Source organism: Kosakonia sp. H7A, from assembly GCF_003028445.1.
In the GTDB taxonomy this organism is placed as follows: Bacteria; Pseudomonadota; Gammaproteobacteria; order Enterobacterales; family Enterobacteriaceae; genus Kosakonia; species Kosakonia radicincitans.
The window spans coordinates 726,985-743,898 of the sequence record NZ_PYTZ01000001.1 but is presented as its reverse complement, the minus strand read 5'-3'; the positions used below and the strand labels follow the sequence as shown (position 1 = coordinate 743,898).

The following is a 16,914-nucleotide window of genomic DNA, read 5'->3' as shown; positions in this document are numbered from 1 at the left end:
GAGGCGCAGATGGATAAAAAAGTCTGGTTTATCACTGGCGCAGCGCGAGGTGTGGGGTTATCGCTGGCGCGCCAGTTGCTGGCGCAGGGAGATTCCGTCGCCGCCACATCGCGTACGCTACAAAGCCTGCAACATGTTCCAGAGGCGCAGAGCGAACGCTTTTTGCCGCTGGAGGTCGATCTGCGATCGGAAGCCAGTGTACAGTCGGCAATTGGGAAAACGGTCGCCCGTTTCGGCCGCATTGATGTGGTGGTCAACAATGCGGGTTATGGCCAGTACGGTGCGCTGGAAACACTGAGTGATGCCGAGCTGCGCGATAACTTTGACATTAATGTTTTCGCGCCGCTGCATGTCATTCGCCATGCCTTACCCCATTTGCGTGAGCAGCGATGCGGGCATATTTTCAACATTGCTTCGATCGTCGGTTTTCAGGGCGGCTATGCGGGGTGGGGCAGCTACGTTGCCAGCAAATTTGCCCTGGCTGGCTTAACGGAGGCGCTGGCCGCCGAAGTGGCCGAATTAGGGATCACGGCGACGGTGGTCTACCCTGGCCCGGTTCGCACCGGTTTTCTCTCTGATGCGAGCCTGAAGGCGGCTTCACACACGCCGCCAGCCTATCGTGCTGCGCAGGCTTCGCTGGATTTGCACCGCAATGAGCTTGATGGCAAACAGGCCGGCGATCCGGAAAAGCTGGCGCTGTTGATGATCCAGGCCGCAAGTGTCAGCGCGCCGCCGCTGCATCTTTTCTCCGGCAAGATTGCCCATCAACTGGCGCAGGAGAAAATCAGCGCGGTCAGTCAGGATCTTGCCCGCTGGAAAGGCGCTGGCGAAGCAACGGATTATTAGAAAACGCAGCAAGCGCAGCGCGGGTTGCCGCTGTGCTTGCTAAGCTACTGATATTTGATAACCTCGACGCTTTACGTCACAGGATGGCGAAAGTGAAAACCTCTCCTTATTTGCTGGCTGTCGCGCTCGGTCTGGCTGCGACGGCAGCCAGCGCACAGTAAGCCTACAACCCGGTTCTTTTAAACCTCTCAACGCTGATGGATTTCAACCCCGTCGTCGGTCACGTTAAGTCGCTGAATACTTCTGCGGTCAATGATAAAGGTGAAGCCGTGTATCAACTCAGCATGACGCTCTCCGCTGATGGCTGTGTTCAAACGCTGAACAGCACCGACAACGTAAATCGTATGCAGACTGTGTTAGTGAAAGAGGGAAACGCGCTGAAAGGTACTCAGAACGGGAACCCCCTGTCATTCACCCTCGACAGCAAATGTAATCTGTTGAGCCGCGATGACAGCGCGGGCCATCTGGATTTCGTCACCAATGCGCAAGGCCAACTGAAGTCTGTCATGCTGGGAGAGCAGAAGATTGTGGATCATTTTTATGATGCGGACGGGAATTTAATCAAAGCGGAATTTTATGCCTCGGGTATGGTTGCCAGTTCAAACAGCGTGACCTATCCGGATAGCGTTAATAAGCCGGTCGATTACACGCTGGTGAATCAATCGGCTTACCAGCCCGGTTTTCGCGCAACAAATGCCTGCCAGTATGATAAGCGGCATATTCCCACGCTGTGCCATGTAACGGTTATGCCCGAGAAAGGGCAACCGGCACCGATGCCGAACATGACCGTCACCACGCAGGCCAGTTTCTACTAAACCTTAATGGGAGCCGTTAGCGGCTCCCGGATAACATTACAGCGTATAACGGGAAGCCGGTTTGCCATTGCGTGAGGCGCTATACAGAGCCAGCCGGGCTTCATCAAAATTGTGCCACAGTTGCAGATCTTCCACTGGCGGCACGGTCACTAACTCCCCTTGATCAAACCCGGCCAGGGCGGCATCGACCAGGTTTTCGGTGGTCATCACGGAACCTTCCGGTAGCATATCCAGCGTGACGCCGGAATGGCCCCAAATTTCCGTGGCTGTTGCCGCAGGCAATACGGCCTGAATACGCACATGGCTGTCAGCAAACTCTTCCTGCAAACCACGGGTAAAATTGAGTACCCAGGCTTTGGTGGCACTGTACAAGGCGCTGTCTGCACGAGCGTGAAAAGCAAGGACTGAAGCGATATTGATAATGGCACCACGATCATTTTCGACAAAGCGCGGCAGTGCCGCCAGCGTCAGGCGCATCAGCGCGGTGGTATTCAGCGTATGAATGGCTTCATGCTCTTCAGCGCTTGAAGAGAGAAACGACGCCATGTTCGCGGCACCTGCATTGTTGACCAGAAAATCGATTGCTGCGTTCTCGCGCAGCACGGTTTCCACGCGTGCAATATCCGCTGACTGGCTAAGGTCGGCAACCAGTGTCTCTACCTGTATGCCATAACGCTGATGAAGATCGGCCGCCAGCGCCGACAAACGATCGGCACGGCGCGCAACTAACAGCAGGTTGTAACCACGGGCAGCAAGACGGTCGGCATAGACTGCGCCGATCCCTGAAGAGGCGCCGGTAATAAGAGCAGTGGTTGTCATTCTCAATTCCTCGAAGGTAAATGGTTTTATCATGCAACCGCTACAGCATCGGCTAAATGGTTTTATTATGCAACCAAATAAGAGGGCAAAAAATGCGATTTTATTCTCAGGGAAAGAAAATGCGGGTTATTCGCTGTTGGCGACGCGCAATACCACTTCTTCCGGTTGCAGCTCGCGACCATCTTCCGCCTGCAACATCAGTTTGCGCAATGGGCGGCGTGAAGCCTCATCGACCAGCACGCTGGCGGGTTCCCCGCGGGTAAACAACCACTCATTACCCCATTGCGACAGGGCGACCAGCACGGTTTGCAGGGCGCGACCTTTTTCGGTCAGCACATACTCTTGCCAGGCGCTGCCATCAGATGCCGGTTGGGTCTGTAATATTCCTTCTTCTACCAGCAGCTTAAGCCGTGCGGTGAGCATATTTTTGGCGATTCCGAGGCTTTTTTGAAACTCACCAAAACGCGAAACGCCGGCCAGTGCATCGCGCACAATTAGCAGTGACCACCAGTCGCCAATAATGTTCAGCGAACGGGCAACAGGGCAAAAGGTCTCTTCAATACGGGTACGTTTCATGGGGATCCTCCGGTTAATGGTTTTATTATAAAACCAGAAGGGCGGTGAAAACATCGCTTTTTGCGCCAGTGCACACTCCGGACAACCGTACACGGCGAAGTGTCATAAATATGTCACAATTTTGCTTTCAGGCCGTGAAATGAGGGAAAAAGAGTGAAAAAGTTGATCAGGGTAAGCGCTATTGCCATTGCCATGTCCGCACCCGTCGCGCTGGCGCAGGAGATACCTCAAGGGTATCAATTACAACAGGTTTTGATCATGAGCCGCCACAACCTGCGTGCGCCGTTAGCCAATAACGGCAGCGTACTGGAACAATCGACGCCGAACCGCTGGCCGCAGTGGGACGTACCAGGCGGTGAGTTGACCACCAAAGGCGGCGTACTGGAAGTGTACATGGGCCATTTTATGCGTGAATGGCTGGTCAAAGAGCAGTTGTTGAAAGCGGGAGAGTGTCCATCCGCGAACAGTGTCTACGTCTGGGCTAACAGCCTGCAACGCACGGTTGCCACCGCGCAATTCTTCACCAACGGCGCATTTCCTGGCTGTGATGTTCCGGTTCATCATCAGGAAAAAATGGGCACCATGGATCCCACTTTTAATCCGGTGATCACCGAAGATTCGGCTGAATTCAGCCAGCAGGCGGTCAACGCAATGGAGGCGCAGCGCCAGAAGTTTGCGCTGAATGAGAGTTACCAGTTGCTGGAAAAAATCACGCACTATCGCGCATCTCCGGCCTGTAAAGAGAAACAGCAGTGCTCACTCACCGATGCAAAAGATACCTTTAGCGCAAAATATCAGCAGGAGCCGGGCGTGTCCGGGCCGTTGAAAGTCGGCAATTCGCTGGTGGATGCCTTTACACTGCAATATTACGAAGGTTTCCCGCTCGATCAGGTTGCGTGGGGAGAGATTAAAAGCGACGCGCAATGGCGCCTATTGTCGAAGCTGAAAAACAGTTATCAGGACACGCTGTTCACCTCGCCTGAAGTGGCGCGCAATGTAGCGAAACCCCTGGTGAAATACCTCGACAAAACGCTGGTGGAAGAGGCAAGTAGCGCGCCGAAAATCACCGTTCTGGTCGGGCATGACTCCAACATTGCCTCCCTGCTGACCGCGCTCAATTTCGAGCCTTACCAGCTGCATAACCAGTATGAGCGTACGCCCATCGGCGGGAAAATTGTGTTCCAGCGCTGGCACGACACGGCGGGTAAACGCGATGTCATGAAAATTGAATACGTTTATCAGAGTACGGAACAACTGCGAAACACTGAGCCGCTATCGCTGGCTTCCCCGGCTCAGCGCGTCACCCTGGCGCTAAAAGGCTGCCCGATAGACAGCAATGGTTTCTGCCCGGTAGATAAATTTAATGCGCTGATGCGTGATGCAGCGAAATAAAAAAAAGCCCCCGCGAAGGCGGGGGCGCGAGTGGTTACACATTTTTCCGTTCTATCGTCTGTTCACCCCAGAAGAGTTCATCTTTGTCGGTTTTATCAAAGGCGCGAAGTAACACATCATCGCTGCCTTCTTCCCAGATTTTCTCTGCCAGTACCTCGTCGTAATCGGCGACTTCAAAGATAGCCTCGGCGATCTCCGGCGAGGTATTGCGTAAACTGGCCCATTCACCGACGCGATGGGCTTTCGCTTCTTGAGTTGGCATCTGTCTCCTCCTGATGAAGGTTAGCCGTTCAGTTTTACTGCCAGGCCAGCAACATATTCGCCCTGGTAACGGGCAATTGACAGTTCTTCGTTGCTGGGCTGACGTGAACCATCACCACCGGCAATAGTGGTTGCGCCATAAGGCGTACCGCCGCGCACCTGCGAGACATCAAACAGCTCTTGCGCGGCATAGCCAATCGGCACGATGACCATTCCATGATGTGCAAGCGTAGTCCATGTTGAGGAAATTGTGTGCTCCTGGCCGCCGCCCGTACCGGTGGAACTAAAGACGCTCGCCAGTTTGCCGTACAGTGCGCCGGATGCCCATAATCCGCCAGTCTGGTCCAGGAATGTACGCATTTGCCCGGACATATTGCCGAAGCGGGTTGGCGTACCGAAAATAATCGCGTCGTAGTCGGCCAGCTCCTGAGGTGTGGCGACGGGGGCATTTTGCGTTTTACCGCCAGATTTTAAGAACAGCTCGGCAGGCATTGTTTCAGGAACACGTTTGATGACCACTTCTGCGCCATTCACTTTCTGCGCGCCTTCCGCGACTGCATGCGCCATCGTTTCAATGTGTCCATACATGGAATAATAAAGCACCAACACTTTAGCCATTTGCATCACTCCTGATTAGCTGATTTCGGCAGCACATCGCTGCGTTCTTCTTAAGCGTATGACGTGATCGCCAGAGTGCAAGTAAGAGCGCCATTTCTTTGATAAATAACAAGTTAAGAACAACCTGCCTGTTGGTTACAATCTGACACATATTTGCGGCAGCGTTATTTTGAAGCGTTAAGAGAGGCTTATCGGTTTCGCTTAAGGAATATCGGGTTTCAGGCAGAGAAGCTGTTGCAGAATATTACCATTCACTGGATGAATGATTGTGTTCCACTAAGCTTAGTTCCACACGGCGCTGTTAAAGGCTCGGCCTTCACGTCGTGCGGTGAAAGAATCCTCTTTTACTGAATGCAGTATGATGTCTAACATTTCACTTATCTGGAGGTCAGACATGGCAAACCATCGTGGTGGAGCAGGTAACTTCGCTGAAGACCGTGAAAGAGCATCAGCAGCAGGCCGCAAAGGTGGGCAGCAAAGTGGGGGTAATTTCAAAAACGATCCTCAGCGCGCATCTGAAGCCGGTAAAAAAGGGGGCAAAAATAGTCACGGTAGCCGTGAAAGCTAACGTTTGATACTGACAACCTGCAGGCTTGTCGTTCACGCCCGCCGCCGGGGAAACCCGGCGGTTTTTTTTGCGCTTGCGCAACCCGTCGCGCCAACGCACACTACGGGTTTCTCCTCTGGTCGGTGTGTTATGTCCCTCTCCCGTTACGCCTTTTCCGTCAAACCCCAGGAAGCGTTACTGATCGTCATCACCCTGTTCTGGGGCGGTACATTTCTTGCGGTGCAGTATGCCGTGACAATGAGCGGCCCGTTTTTCTTTGTTGGCCTGCGTTTTGCCACCGCCGGTCTGGCCGTGGCGCTACTCTCGCTGAGAGTCTTAAACGGCATCAGCTGGCTGGAAATAAAAGCTGGTGGGGTGATCGGTATCGCCATCGCCCTCGGCTACAGCCTGCAAACCTGGGGTTTACAATTTATACCCAGCAGTAAATCGGCATTTATCACCGCTATGTATGTTCCGCTGGTGCCGCTGTTGCAGTGGTTGTGTCTGGGGCGGATGCCGGGGTTGATGCCGTGCATTGGGATCGCGTTGGCATTTAGCGGGTTATTGCTGCTGGCCGGGCCGGAAGGCAATATGCTGGCGCTGGGGAAAGGGGAGATCATTACGCTTGCCAGCGCGGTGGCGATTGCCGCTGAGATCATCCTGATCAGCGCATGGGCCGGGAAAGTCGATGTCCGGCGGGTGACGGTGGTGCAGCTACTGACGGCTTCGCTGGTCTCCTTTGCCGCCATGATACCTTCTGGCGAATCGGTACCGACGTTGTCGCCGGGGCTGCTGCTGGTTGCGCTGGGGTTGGGGATCTTCAGCGCCATTATTCAGGTGGTCATGAACTGGGCGCAGCGCAGTGTATCGCCCACACGCGCGACGGTGATTTACACCGGTGAACCGGTGTGGGCGGGCGTATTTGGTCGTCTGGCCGGTGAGCGTTTGCCACTGCTGGCGCTGTTTGGCGGGGCATTGATTGTGCTGGGTGTGTTGGTCAGCGAACTGAAGCTGAAAAAGAAAAAAGCGCCGTTGCCAGCGCCTGAAAACAGCGTTAAACAGTCGGAAGGTTAGCTGGCAGGGCGTGATAGCGCCGGTCAAACCACACCAGCCCTTCTGGCGTTGGATGGCGGGCAATATCGACAATCTGGCAAAACAGAATATCGTGCGTACCAACGCTCACAACCTGGCTGATATGGCAGTCAAACGAGGCCAGCGCACCGGTCAGACGCGGGCAACCTGTTTCGCCTTGCTGCCAGCCTGCCGCGGCAAAGCGTTCCTCCATCGGCGTTTTGCCGCCAAACAGATTCGATAAACCTTCCTGTCCCGCCGCCAGCGTATTCACACACAGCGCCTGATTATTGCTGAATACCGGCCAGACGGACGCCGAACGGTTAAGACATACCAGCAGTGTCGGCGGTGAATCGGTCACACTGCACACGGCGCTGGCAGTGAAACCGGCACGGCCCGCCGGGCCATCGGTAGTGATAATGTTGACCGCCGCGCCGACACAGGCCATCGCGTCGCGAAACGTGGTGCTGTCGATACTCATAACCTAAACCTCATGCAAACTGACAGACATCAGCAAAGGGCAAACGCGGCAGGCGATCGTAGAGTTTGCCGGGATCGCCGTAACCAATGTTGACCAGTAAATTGCTGCGCCAGGTGCTGTCGGCAAAAAATGCGCTATCGACAACGGCGCGATCGAAACCGGACATCGGGCCGGTATCCAGCCCCAGCGCCCGACAGGCGAAAATCAGGTAGGCCGCCTGCATGGAGCTGTTGCGAAATGCCGTCTCCTCCGCCAGTTGCGGGCTGGAAGTGAACCAGCTGCGCGCATCGCCATGGGGAAACAGCACCGGCAATTGTTCATAAAATTCACTGTCCCAGGCAACGATGGCCGTCACCGGCGCACTGAGCGTTTTTGCCAGATTGCCGCTGGAGAGCGCCGGACGCAGCTTCTCTTTACCTTCCGGCGTGCGGATAAACACCAACCGCGCCGGGCTACAGTTGGCCGACGTCGGCCCCATTTTCAGCAGATCGTAAACCTGTTGCAGCGTCTCATCGCTAACCGACCGTTCCAGCCAGCCATTGTGGGTGCGCGCCTGGTTGAACAGGGTATCCAGCGCCGCAGCGTTGACGGCTTCGCTCATAAATTCTCCTTCTGAGCCAGAGTCAGAACGGGCAGCATGCTGTGCAGCCCGTCGAGTAAAAGGGTATTAAAGTCTTCACTTTCGGTGACATTGCAGGCATGCGCGCCGCGTTCCATCACCTGTAACCGGCTACCAGGGATTGCTGCTTGCAGGTCGGCAGAGCAGGTCCAGGGCACCAGCAGATCGTCTCGCGCGCAAATAATGTTTGTCGGGCAGCGAATCTCCTGGGCGCGGCGGCTGAAGTCGGCATTTTTCAGTGCCGCCAGGCGACGCAATAGATTGCCGGTGCCCTGAAAATGCGCCATCGCCAGCGCTTCCTCCGCTTCCATCCGGGGCGCATGAGCGGCCATCCAGTCTGCCGGGTAGAGGAACAGCGGCTGCGCCTGTACCCAGGCTTCCGCGCCGCCCGCAGCCAGTAACCGCTCACGCACGCGGAAACAGCGCAGCGTATGGTCGTTCAACTGTAGCCAGCCGTTCACCAGCACCAGACCGTTTACCGCCTGTGGGTAATCCAGCGCCAGTTGCAGGCCAATCAGGGCGCCCAGTGCGTGGCCGATAAGGCAAAAACGGGTAATTCCTTCCGCCTGCAGCGCCTGGTATAGCTCCGCTGCCATATCCTGCATGCTATAACCATCCGGCAGCGTGGCCGGGTTATTGCCGGTTCCGCGCTGGTCATAGCGCACCACCTGGTAATGCGCTTCCAGCGCCGCGAGTTGCGCCAGCCAGTAGCTGCCAGCACCGCCCAACCCGGCGCTCAGCACCACCACTGGCGCACCTGCGTACGGCGCATCACTCAGGGTTAGTTTCATGGCATCCTCACTGACCGATGTGCGCAACGGTGGCAATCTCCACCAGCGCATCGGGTTTCACCAGACCACATTGAATGCAGAAACGTGCTGGTTTATCACCGGGGAAAAACTCGGCGTACACTTCATTAATCGCGGCGTAATTTTTCCAGTCGGTGATAAAGATGCTGTTGAATGTCACATCCTCCATCGTGCCACCTGCGGTCTCGATCACGCGTTTGATCGTTTCCAGCACGTGGCGCGTTTGCGCCTTTGGGTCGCCAACAAACACCACGTTGTTGTCGGCATCAAACGGTAGCGTGCCGGAAACATAGACCACGCCGTCAGCCAGCGTGCCCGGAACAAACGGGGCGATAGGGGTGGTGGTACCCGGTGGAATAATGACCTGTTTTGGCATGATGAGTCTCCTTACGCAATGTTGACCAGTTTTTGAGGTGCCAGGGCGGAACAGAAAGTCTGCACATCGCTCACCCAGCCGAAGAAGGTTTCGATATTGAACAGTGCGGCTTGCTGGGCAAATTCAGGGCCAGCCTGATGGGTGGCGTCTTCCAGTACGATGCCGAAGTATTCGAGAAAAAAGCCGTCACGCAGCGTGGATTCAACGCAGACGTTGGTGGCAATACCGGTAAACACCAGATGGCGGATGCCGTGGCTGCGCAGGAGGCTGTCCAGCGGCGTATTAAAGAAGCCGCTGTAACGCGGTTTCGGCAGTACGATATCGCCAGCTTGCGGTTTCAGTTCCTCCACCAGTTCATAATCCCAGCCACCTTTCGCCAGCAGTTTGCCCTGCAATTCCGGGCGTTTGCGCATGGTCTTCAGCGCGTTGGATTTGTGGTAGTTCGGCGAACCGGGGCCACCGGCTTCCACGTACTGATCATCCCAGCCGTTCTGAAACCAGATAATCAGCATCCCGGCTTTGCGGGCGGCGGCAACGGCAATATTGATATTCTCAATCACCGGCCTGGTGGCCGAGACATCAAACCCGGCCAAGTCCAGATAGCCGCCGGGGCTGGCATAGGCATTTTGCATATCCACTACGATCAGGGCGCTGCGCTCAGGAGAAAAATCGACCGATTCCGGGCGTGCGTTGAGGGTAATCATCAGGCAACCTCGCGTGTTGGGGCTGGAATATGGCTACGGCACTGCATCAGCGGCTGAATGCGCTCGCCGAACATTTCGACGCCCTGTAAAAAATCATCAAAGGTAAGCAATACGCCGTCGGTGCCGGGGACGCTGGCAACCTCATCGAGTAAGCGCGCTACCGTGGCATACGAACCCACCAGCGTACCCATATTGATATTTACCGCCGATGTCGGATCGGCCATCTGACGCACATTCGTGTCCGCGCCGGAACGGGTATCTTTCTGGCTCTGTTCGGTCAGCCATGCCAGCGCTTCATCGTCAGCGCCTGCTTTGTAGTGCTCCCATTTGGCCCGTGCCGCCTCGTCGGTTTCATCGGCAATAATCATAAACAGCACATAGGAGCCGACATCGCGCCCGGTGGCGCTGGCCGCTTCCTGCATACGTTTGGCAGTTGGCGCGAACGCGGTTGGGGTGTTAACACCTTTGCCGAAGCAGAAGTTGTAATCAGCGTATTGCGCGGAAAATGCCATTCCCGCATCGCTTTGCCCGGCACAGATCACCTTCATCGGGCCGGTGGGTTGCGGGCTGACGCGGCAATCATTCATGGTGAAAAATTCGCCTTTGAAATCGCTTTTGCCGGTTCCCCACAGATCGCGCAATACCTGCACGTACTCCGTCAGATAGTCATAGCGACGGGAGAAGTAGTCGTCGCCCGGCCACAGGCCCATCTGCTCATACTCCGGCTTTTGCCAGCCGGTCACCAGATTTACGCCAAAGCGCCCACCGGAGATGGAATCAATGGTCGATGCCATCCGCGCGACAATGGCGGGCGGCAGCGTCAGGGTAGCGGCAGTCGCATAGATCTGAATACGCGAAGTGACCGCCGCAAGCCCGGCCATCAGCGTGAAAGATTCAAGGTTGTGATCCCAGAATTCAGTTTTGCCGCCAAAACCGCGCAGCTTGATCATCGAGAGCGCGAAATCGAAGTGGTAATGCTCCGCTTTCTGCACAATCGCTTTGTTCAGTTCAAAGGTCGGCTTGTACTGTGGCGCATGGGTTGAAATCAGCCAGCCGTTGTTGCCAATCGGAACGAAAACACCAATTTTCATTACCTACCTCGCTTTGTCAGGTGAATGTCTGGCGTGGCGTTGCATCCTGCATTTTCCTTTCAGCCGCGCAATCAAGGGTTTGCAAAGCGGATGCCAACAATGAAAAGATCATTGTTATTAAGGTGTTAACTGAAGGTTGATGAAATGAACCATAAAAAAGTGGACTAAATGGTCAAAAACGGTGCACAAAAAACAGGCATACATGTGCAATCAGAGTGCACAGGGTCGAGTCGCCGTGCGCCTTTTGCTATGCTGCTGCCAACCAAAAGGAGAGAGAAAATGGCACAGGGTACGGTGAAGCGGGCTGGTAAACGTACGCAGGCGGTTAATGAGAAGCGACAGGCGATTTTGACGGCGGCGCTGGAGATCTTTTCCCGCGTGGGTTTTCACGGCGCTCGGCTGGAGCAGGTCGCTGAAGGCGCGGGCGTGTCGAAAACCAATTTGCTCTATTACTACCCGTCGAAAGAGGCGCTCTATATTGCCGTGCTGCGGCAGATCCTGGATATCTGGCTGGCGCCGCTGAAAGCCTTCCGCGCAGATTTCACTCCGCTGGTGGCGATCAAGGAGTACATCCGTCTGAAGCTGGAGGTTTCACGCGATTATCCACAGGCATCAAAACTTTTCTGCCAGGAGATGTTGCAAGGCGCGCCGCTGCTGAAAGCGGAGCTGACGGGGGATTTAAAAACATTGGTGGAGGAGAAGTCGGCCATTATTGCTGGCTGGATCGCCAGCGGTAAACTGGCGGCGGTCGATCCGCATCATCTGATCTTTATGATTTGGGCCTCAACCCAGCACTACGCCGATTTCGCCATCCAGGTGGAAGCCGTCACCGGCGCGACGTTACAGGATGAGGCCTTCTTTCAGCGCACGGTCGATAATGTGCAGCGCATGATCATTGAAGGCATCCGCGTCCGTTAATGGCCGGGCGGCAGCGGGCAACTGACATCGCCTTCGCCGCACTGTAGCAGCGAGGCCAGCCAGGCTTCGCGCTCGTTGGTTTTATCTGTCAGACACTGGTTTTCCACCATCGGCTGCACGCTTCCGCCTTCGACGCCGGAACTGACAAAGGCACAATCGCTGTCGCGCAGCGTTATCCAGGTTTGTTGCGCTTTTTTGAGCAGTGACGCCTGCGCGGGAGCGGCGCGCTTAATGGCGCTCTGATAAGTCTGGTTCAGCTTTTTATCCGCCGCCTGATATTGTGCGGCAGTACAGCTATTCAGCTCAGCCTGTGTCGAGGCGTTTTCGCACTCGTCCGCGAGCAGCGGGCTGCTCATTAACAGCGCAGTCAGCGCCAGCATGCAACGTTTCATCCCATCCCCTTCAGTACAAGGCTCTGATTCAGCCGTTTTATTAGCATAGCCCCGGGGGAATGTCATCTGCAGCGATAAGCGCAAGATGCGGGTAACGCGTCAGCCAGCGCTTTTCTTCCGCCCGCCTGAGAAACTGCGGATATTTACGCCCTGTAAAGTGCGGCGTTGGTCGCAGGCGCAAGCCAAACAGATCGTCCAGGCCAAAAGGGGCAATAATCTCAATACGCGCCTTATCGACCAGCCGCACCGCCACAGCGGTGGCGGTTTCCGGCCAGTGCCGCAGCGCCGCGAGTAGTGAAGAATAGGGTGCATCGCCGTTGCGTAGATGCATGCGAGCCTGGTTTTTTACCGACCATTTAACCTCTGGTGCGCGCTCGTGCAGGCGGTTTTCCATCGCTATATCTGCTTCGATCGCCATCTCATGTGGATTAAGCCAGATGACATCCACATCGCCAGCCGGTGGCTGCGGCACGCTATGGTGCAGATGATCCCATACAGCATCGCGTACAAATCCGGCGCCAATCCAGCTTTCAGGGCATAAGGAGTGAACGATATGGAGTATGTTCCTGCTGCGGGGATCGGTGAGTAATAGCGTTTCCAGTGCGCTGGCATAACGCATGTGCGGCTCCTGCAGAAAGAGAATGGGGTATCGAAAGGGGAGAAGACAGTATGCCGATGTTGCGTTTTACCTTACTCGTTTCAGTTCTCAAATTTGCAAACTTTTCCCGCCGCTATGACCATTCATTCAGCACCTAAATACCTGGATTTATCGGTAAATGATAATTAATTGTTAATTAAATGTTTTATTTTATTCTATTTTTAACACATTTTATCTGATATAAGAAAATCAAATGGCGTTATTTTACTTAAATTTAACCATAATTTTTCACAAAATTAACTTTTGTGGGCATGTATCACATTTTTCATTTTTACATTATTTTAACTCTTCCCTTCGTTGTTAATCTCCCCTTCGCGACTTTCCTCTGTCCTCAAGAAAGGTACAACTATGAAATTCAAACTCGCATTACTCAGCGCAGCGCTTATTTCTGCCTGCATGGTGTCGGGCCAGTCCGTTGCAGCAGAAAAGTATGAGATCGCGGTGGTTGCAAAAGTGACCGGTATTCCGTGGTTTAACCGCATGGAGACCGGCGTTAACGAAGCAGCGAAGAAACTGGACGTTAACGCTTACCAGACCGGGCCTTCTACCCCGGATCCGGCGCAGCAAGTGAAGGTGATTGAAGATCTGATCGCGAAAAACGTTAACGCCATCATCGTGGTGCCGAACGATGCGAAAGTGCTGGAGCCGGTGCTGAAAAAAGCCCGCGATAAAGGCATTGTGGTGCTGACGCATGAATCCCCGGATCAGCAGATTGGTCAGTGGGATATCGAAACCATCGACAGCGAAAAATACGCGCAGGCCAACGTTGATGAGTTAGCGAAAGATATGGGCGGTAAAGGCGGTTATGCGATTTACGTTGGTTCATTAACCGTACCGTTGCACAACGCCTGGGCTGATTACGCCATTAAATATCAAAAAGAAAAATACCCGGACATGTTTGAAGTCACCTCGCGTCTGCCGGTGGCGGAAAGCATCGACAAATCCTACGCCACCACCCTCGATTTAATGAAAACCTACCCGCAATTGAAAGGGGTGATCGGTTTTGGTTCGCTGGGACCGATTGGCGCAGGGCAGGCGGTACAGAAAAAACGTGCGAAAGACAAACTGGCGGTTGTCGGGATCGCTATGCCGGGCCAGGCCGCGCCGTATCTGATGCGTGGCGATATCAAAAAAGCGCTGCTGTGGGACCCGCGTGATGCAGGCTTTGCGCTGGTCACCGTCGCTGACCAGTTGTTGCAGGGCAAGGAAGTCACTCCCGATCTGACCATCGACGGGCTGGGCAAAGCCGACGTTGATATGGACAAGAAAGTCATCCGCTTTAACAAAATCCTCGAAGTTACTAAAGATAACGCGCAATCACTCGGCTTCTGATTTTTTCAGGCCACACCAGGGAACCGGAGACCGGCCGCAAGGCCGGGCTCTTTTTGCAGCACAGATAACCATCGCGTCCCGTACGGGCGCTGGCAGGGGTATTGTCAATGACAGACACCACCGCATTTATCACTCTTGAGAATATCAGCAAACAATTTCCGGGTGTGCGGGCGCTGGACAATGTGAACCTGACGCTGGAAAAAGGCGAAGTTCACTGTCTGGCCGGGCAAAACGGCTGCGGTAAAAGCACCATCATCAAAGTGATCTCCGGGGTTTATCAGCCGGAAAAAGGTGCCAGCATTGCCCTGGACGGTAAACTTTTTCACCATCTGACGCCGCAGCTCTCAGCGCATTACGGCATTCAGGTCATTTATCAGGATCTCTCGTTATTCCCCAATTTTAGCGTGGCGGAAAATATCGCCATCCACCGTTATCTGCCCGGCGGCGATATCTGGGTGCGGCGCAGCGCGATGCGTGCGCAGGCGCTGGCTGCGATGGCGCGCATCGGCGTGCGTCTCGATCCGGATAAAAAAGTCGAGAAACTCTCCATCGCCGATCGCCAGTTAGTCGCGATTTGCCGGGCGATTGCCGCCGATGCCCGGCTGGTGATCATGGATGAACCGACCGCCTCGCTGACCCGCCAGGAAGTGAACGGACTGCTGCGCGTGGTGAACGAACTGAAAGCCGCAGGGATCTGCGTGGTATTCGTCAGCCACCGTCTGGATGAGGTGATGGAAGTGGCCGATCGCATCAGCGTGATGCGTGACGGCAAGCTGATTGGTACCTGGCCGGCAAACGAACTGGACAGCCACGAGCTGGCGTATCTGATGACCGGACAGCGTTTCCACTACAGCCCGCTACCGGAAAAACCACCGGTGGATCAGACGCCGATGCTGGAGCTGCGTCATCTGAGCCGCAAAGGCAAATATCGCGATATTAATCTGGCGCTGCGCAGCGGCGAGATCGTCTCTATTGTTGGTTTGTTAGGGGCAGGGCGCACCGAACTGTGCATGAGCTTGTTTGGCATGACGCACCCGGAAGATGGCGAGATCCGCATTAACGGTAAGCCGGTGAAACTGCGCAGTAACCATGACGCCATTCGTCACGGCATTGGCTACGTTTCGGAAGACCGCCTGACGCAAGGGTTGATCATGGAGCAGTCGATTTACGACAACACCATCGTCACCGTTTTTGAAAAACTGCATACGCGCGGCGGCCTGCTCGATCACGCCAAAGCCGGGCAACTGGTCGCAGAGCTGATCCGCAATCTGAATATCAAAGTCTCCGATGCGCAACTGCCGGTAAAAACGCTCTCCGGCGGTAACGCACAACGTATTGCCATCGCCAAATGGGTGGCGACCAATCCGCGCATTCTGATCCTCGATTCGCCCACCGTTGGGGTGGATATCGCCAACAAAGAGGGGATCTACCAGATTGCCCGCCAACTGGCGGAACAGGGGATGGCGGTACTGATGATTTGTGACGAAATCCCGGAAGCCTATTACAACAGCCATCGCGTGCTGGTAATGCGTCGGGGTGAACTGGTGGCGGAATTCAATCCGCACCGTTGCACGGAGCAGGAGATTGCAGAGGTGGTCAATGCGTAATGCATCCCTTTCCCGCCTTGTCGGGCAACATGAATTCTGGCTTGGTCTGCTGGTGATTGCGCTGGCTGTAGGGCTGAGTGTGCGTACCGATGAATTTTTATCACTGGGTAACCTGACGGATGTGGCGACCAGCTACGCCATTCTCGGCATCCTGGCCTGTGGCTTATTTGTGGTGCTGATCTCCGGCGGGATCGATATCTCGTTTCCGGCAATGACGGCGATTGCGCAGTATGCGATGGCCAGTTGGGTGATCGCCCACGGCGGCAACTTCGCGCTGGCGCTGGCATTAGCCATGGCCGTCGGGCTACTGCTCGGTTTAGTGAACGGCTTTCTGGTCTACTGGCTGCGCGTCCCGGCGATCATCATCACCATCGCCACGCTGAACGTCTATTACGGGCTGCTGGTTTACGCCACCAAAGGCACCTGGCTGTATGGCTTCCCGGACTGGTTTATGAACGGCATTAACTGGTTCTCTTTTACCGCGGCGGATGGTTATGACTATGGCCTGACGTTGCCGCTGCTGTGCCTGGGCCTGGTGATCATTGTCACTGCCGTGCTGATGAATTACACCCGGCTGGGCCGCCAGATTTATGCGATGGGCGGCAACCGCGATGCGGCGTCGCGCCTCGGTCTTAATCTGCTGAAACTGCACTTTTATGTCTACGGCTATATGGGCATTCTGGCCGGTGTGGCAGCTGTGGTACAGGCGCAGATCACCCAATCCGTCGCCCCGAACTCATTGATCGGTTTTGAGTTGACGGTGCTGGCGGCGGTGGTGCTTGGCGGCACCAGTATGTCCGGCGGACGGGGTACGCTCACCGGCACACTACTGGGGGTGGTTCTGCTGGCCTTCCTGCAAAATGGTTTAACGCTGCTCGGCGTCTCCTCCTACTGGCACATGGTCTTTAGCGGCGCGATTATTCTCGTCAGCATCAGCGCGACCGCGTGGAATGAAAAACGCAAACTCGCAAGGGAGCTTTAA

The 16,914-nt window shown here is 55.1% G+C and carries 21 protein-coding genes and 1 pseudogene; 10 read left to right on the top strand and 12 right to left on the bottom strand.

The window, feature by feature from the left end; all coding sequences use genetic code 11:
- The first annotated feature begins 9 nt into the window (after positions 1 to 9).
- The 3 genes and pseudogenes from CWM66_RS03490 to CWM66_RS03485 form a co-directional block, all read left to right on the top strand.
- Positions 10 to 846 carry an SDR family oxidoreductase gene (locus tag CWM66_RS03490; protein ID WP_071920610.1) on the top strand — a complete coding sequence of 279 codons (837 nt, stop codon included), beginning with the start codon at positions 10 to 12 and terminating at the stop codon, positions 844 to 846.
- A gap of 32 nt (positions 847 to 878) precedes the next feature.
- Positions 879 to 1,007 (top strand): hypothetical protein, encoded by a 129-nt coding sequence (locus CWM66_RS29420; protein WP_255416438.1) that lies wholly within the window; start codon positions 879 to 881, stop codon positions 1,005 to 1,007.
- Between the two features lie 15 nt (positions 1,008 to 1,022).
- Positions 1,023 to 1,661: pseudogene (locus CWM66_RS03485) on the top strand (YnfC family lipoprotein); the annotation flags it as partial.
- A 36-nt stretch (positions 1,662 to 1,697) separates the two neighbouring features.
- Here the strand turns inward: CWM66_RS03485 and CWM66_RS03480 are convergent.
- Both CWM66_RS03480 and CWM66_RS03475 read right to left on the bottom strand, forming a co-directional pair.
- Positions 1,698 to 2,480: an SDR family oxidoreductase gene (locus CWM66_RS03480; RefSeq protein WP_007374319.1), complete on the bottom strand. Its 783-nt coding sequence runs from the start codon at positions 2,478 to 2,480 to the stop codon at positions 1,698 to 1,700.
- 126 nt (positions 2,481 to 2,606) lie between these two features.
- Positions 2,607 to 3,056, bottom strand: coding sequence for a helix-turn-helix domain-containing protein (locus CWM66_RS03475; protein ID WP_007374320.1), 450 nt, complete (start codon positions 3,054 to 3,056; stop codon positions 2,607 to 2,609).
- 153 nt (positions 3,057 to 3,209) lie between these two features.
- On the opposite strand from CWM66_RS03475, the gene agp reads away from it, so the two are divergent.
- Positions 3,210 to 4,448, top strand: coding sequence for a bifunctional glucose-1-phosphatase/inositol phosphatase (gene agp / locus CWM66_RS03470; RefSeq protein ID WP_107146239.1), 1,239 nt, complete (start codon positions 3,210 to 3,212; stop codon positions 4,446 to 4,448).
- A gap of 34 nt (positions 4,449 to 4,482) precedes the next feature.
- On the opposite strand, the gene CWM66_RS03465 is transcribed toward agp, so the two are convergent.
- Positions 4,483 to 4,710: a YccJ family protein gene (locus CWM66_RS03465; protein ID WP_007374322.1), complete on the bottom strand. Its 228-nt coding sequence runs from the start codon at positions 4,708 to 4,710 to the stop codon at positions 4,483 to 4,485.
- Positions 4,711 to 4,730: 20 nt separating this feature from the next.
- A complete protein-coding gene (wrbA, locus tag CWM66_RS03460; RefSeq protein WP_007374323.1) occupies positions 4,731 to 5,327 on the bottom strand; it encodes an NAD(P)H:quinone oxidoreductase in 597 nt (198 codons plus the stop codon).
- Positions 5,328 to 5,721: 394 nt separating this feature from the next.
- On the opposite strand from wrbA, the gene CWM66_RS03455 reads away from it, so the two are divergent.
- Both CWM66_RS03455 and CWM66_RS03450 read left to right on the top strand, forming a co-directional pair.
- Positions 5,722 to 5,895, top strand: a complete 174-nt coding sequence (locus CWM66_RS03455; RefSeq protein ID WP_071532050.1) for a general stress protein — start codon at positions 5,722 to 5,724, stop codon at positions 5,893 to 5,895.
- A 129-nt stretch (positions 5,896 to 6,024) separates the two neighbouring features.
- Positions 6,025 to 6,948, top strand: a complete 924-nt coding sequence (locus tag CWM66_RS03450; protein ID WP_007374325.1) for a DMT family transporter — start codon at positions 6,025 to 6,027, stop codon at positions 6,946 to 6,948.
- Here the strand turns inward: CWM66_RS03450 and rutF are convergent.
- The 6 genes from rutF to rutA are packed head-to-tail and all read right to left on the bottom strand — an operon-like array spanning position 6,929 to position 11,025.
- Positions 6,929 to 7,426: an NADH-dependent FMN reductase RutF gene (rutF, locus tag CWM66_RS03445; RefSeq protein ID WP_007374326.1), complete on the bottom strand. Its 498-nt coding sequence runs from the start codon at positions 7,424 to 7,426 to the stop codon at positions 6,929 to 6,931. The genes CWM66_RS03450 and rutF overlap by 20 nt on opposite strands.
- Before the next feature lie 10 nt (positions 7,427 to 7,436).
- Positions 7,437 to 8,027 (bottom strand): malonic semialdehyde reductase, encoded by a 591-nt coding sequence (locus CWM66_RS03440; RefSeq protein ID WP_007374327.1) that lies wholly within the window; start codon positions 8,025 to 8,027, stop codon positions 7,437 to 7,439.
- Positions 8,024 to 8,836 carry a pyrimidine utilization protein D gene (gene rutD, locus CWM66_RS03435; protein WP_035886223.1) on the bottom strand — a complete coding sequence of 271 codons (813 nt, stop codon included), beginning with the start codon at positions 8,834 to 8,836 and terminating at the stop codon, positions 8,024 to 8,026. The genes CWM66_RS03440 and rutD overlap by 4 nt, the downstream gene beginning before the upstream one ends.
- Before the next feature lie 7 nt (positions 8,837 to 8,843).
- Positions 8,844 to 9,230 (bottom strand): pyrimidine utilization protein C, encoded by a 387-nt coding sequence (gene rutC / locus CWM66_RS03430; protein ID WP_007374329.1) that lies wholly within the window; start codon positions 9,228 to 9,230, stop codon positions 8,844 to 8,846.
- A gap of 11 nt (positions 9,231 to 9,241) precedes the next feature.
- Positions 9,242 to 9,934, bottom strand: coding sequence for a pyrimidine utilization protein B (rutB, locus tag CWM66_RS03425; protein ID WP_007374330.1), 693 nt, complete (start codon positions 9,932 to 9,934; stop codon positions 9,242 to 9,244).
- Positions 9,934 to 11,025 (bottom strand): pyrimidine utilization protein A, encoded by a 1,092-nt coding sequence (gene rutA, locus CWM66_RS03420; protein WP_007374331.1) that lies wholly within the window; start codon positions 11,023 to 11,025, stop codon positions 9,934 to 9,936. The genes rutB and rutA overlap by 1 nt, the downstream gene beginning before the upstream one ends.
- Positions 11,026 to 11,304: 279 nt before the next feature.
- On the opposite strand from rutA, the gene rutR reads away from it, so the two are divergent.
- Positions 11,305 to 11,943 (top strand): HTH-type transcriptional regulator RutR, encoded by a 639-nt coding sequence (gene rutR, locus CWM66_RS03410; protein ID WP_107146238.1) that lies wholly within the window; start codon positions 11,305 to 11,307, stop codon positions 11,941 to 11,943.
- Here rutR and CWM66_RS03405 read toward each other — a convergent pair.
- Positions 11,940 to 12,335, bottom strand: coding sequence for a lysozyme inhibitor LprI family protein (locus CWM66_RS03405; protein WP_007374333.1), 396 nt, complete (start codon positions 12,333 to 12,335; stop codon positions 11,940 to 11,942). The genes rutR and CWM66_RS03405 overlap by 4 nt on opposite strands.
- 40 nt (positions 12,336 to 12,375) lie before the next feature.
- Positions 12,376 to 12,954, bottom strand: a complete 579-nt coding sequence (locus tag CWM66_RS03400) for a nucleotidyltransferase family protein (RefSeq protein ID WP_007374334.1) — start codon at positions 12,952 to 12,954, stop codon at positions 12,376 to 12,378.
- Positions 12,955 to 13,341: 387 nt separating this feature from the next.
- On the opposite strand from CWM66_RS03400, the gene CWM66_RS03395 reads away from it, so the two are divergent.
- The 3 genes from CWM66_RS03395 (at position 13,342) to CWM66_RS03385 (ending at position 16,914) form a co-directional block, all read left to right on the top strand.
- The gene (locus CWM66_RS03395; RefSeq protein ID WP_007374335.1) at positions 13,342 to 14,325 is read left to right on the top strand and encodes an autoinducer 2 ABC transporter substrate-binding protein; all 984 of its coding nucleotides are present in this window, start codon (positions 13,342 to 13,344) and stop codon (positions 14,323 to 14,325) included.
- Positions 14,326 to 14,432: 107 nt separating this feature from the next.
- Complete coding sequence (locus tag CWM66_RS03390) at positions 14,433 to 15,932, top strand: sugar ABC transporter ATP-binding protein (RefSeq protein ID WP_007374336.1); 1,500 nt, start codon at positions 14,433 to 14,435, stop codon at positions 15,930 to 15,932.
- Positions 15,925 to 16,914 (top strand): ABC transporter permease, encoded by a 990-nt coding sequence (locus tag CWM66_RS03385; RefSeq protein WP_007374337.1) that lies wholly within the window; start codon positions 15,925 to 15,927, stop codon positions 16,912 to 16,914. The genes CWM66_RS03390 and CWM66_RS03385 overlap by 8 nt, the downstream gene beginning before the upstream one ends.

Coding starts and splice junctions, on each gene's coding strand:
- CWM66_RS03490 (WP_071920610.1), top strand. CDS start 10: ATGGATAAAAAAGTCTGGTTTATCACTGGCGCAGCGCGAGGTGTGGGG.
- CWM66_RS03480 (WP_007374319.1), bottom strand. CDS start 2,480: ATGACAACCACTGCTCTTATTACCGGCGCCTCTTCAGGGATCGGCGCA.
- CWM66_RS03475 (WP_007374320.1), bottom strand. CDS start 3,056: ATGAAACGTACCCGTATTGAAGAGACCTTTTGCCCTGTTGCCCGTTCG.
- CWM66_RS03465 (WP_007374322.1), bottom strand. CDS start 4,710: ATGCCAACTCAAGAAGCGAAAGCCCATCGCGTCGGTGAATGGGCCAGT.
- wrbA (WP_007374323.1), bottom strand. CDS start 5,327: ATGGCTAAAGTGTTGGTGCTTTATTATTCCATGTATGGACACATTGAA.
- CWM66_RS03455 (WP_071532050.1), top strand. CDS start 5,722: ATGGCAAACCATCGTGGTGGAGCAGGTAACTTCGCTGAAGACCGTGAA.
- CWM66_RS03450 (WP_007374325.1), top strand. CDS start 6,025: ATGTCCCTCTCCCGTTACGCCTTTTCCGTCAAACCCCAGGAAGCGTTA.
- rutF (WP_007374326.1), bottom strand. CDS start 7,426: ATGAGTATCGACAGCACCACGTTTCGCGACGCGATGGCCTGTGTCGGC.
- CWM66_RS03440 (WP_007374327.1), bottom strand. CDS start 8,027: ATGAGCGAAGCCGTCAACGCTGCGGCGCTGGATACCCTGTTCAACCAG.
- rutD (WP_035886223.1), bottom strand. CDS start 8,836: ATGAAACTAACCCTGAGTGATGCGCCGTACGCAGGTGCGCCAGTGGTG.
- rutC (WP_007374329.1), bottom strand. CDS start 9,230: ATGCCAAAACAGGTCATTATTCCACCGGGTACCACCACCCCTATCGCC.
- rutB (WP_007374330.1), bottom strand. CDS start 9,934: ATGATTACCCTCAACGCACGCCCGGAATCGGTCGATTTTTCTCCTGAG.
- rutA (WP_007374331.1), bottom strand. CDS start 11,025: ATGAAAATTGGTGTTTTCGTTCCGATTGGCAACAACGGCTGGCTGATT.
- rutR (WP_107146238.1), top strand. CDS start 11,305: ATGGCACAGGGTACGGTGAAGCGGGCTGGTAAACGTACGCAGGCGGTT.
- CWM66_RS03405 (WP_007374333.1), bottom strand. CDS start 12,335: ATGAAACGTTGCATGCTGGCGCTGACTGCGCTGTTAATGAGCAGCCCG.
- CWM66_RS03400 (WP_007374334.1), bottom strand. CDS start 12,954: ATGCGTTATGCCAGCGCACTGGAAACGCTATTACTCACCGATCCCCGC.
- CWM66_RS03395 (WP_007374335.1), top strand. CDS start 13,342: ATGAAATTCAAACTCGCATTACTCAGCGCAGCGCTTATTTCTGCCTGC.
- CWM66_RS03390 (WP_007374336.1), top strand. CDS start 14,433: ATGACAGACACCACCGCATTTATCACTCTTGAGAATATCAGCAAACAA.
- CWM66_RS03385 (WP_007374337.1), top strand. CDS start 15,925: ATGCGTAATGCATCCCTTTCCCGCCTTGTCGGGCAACATGAATTCTGG.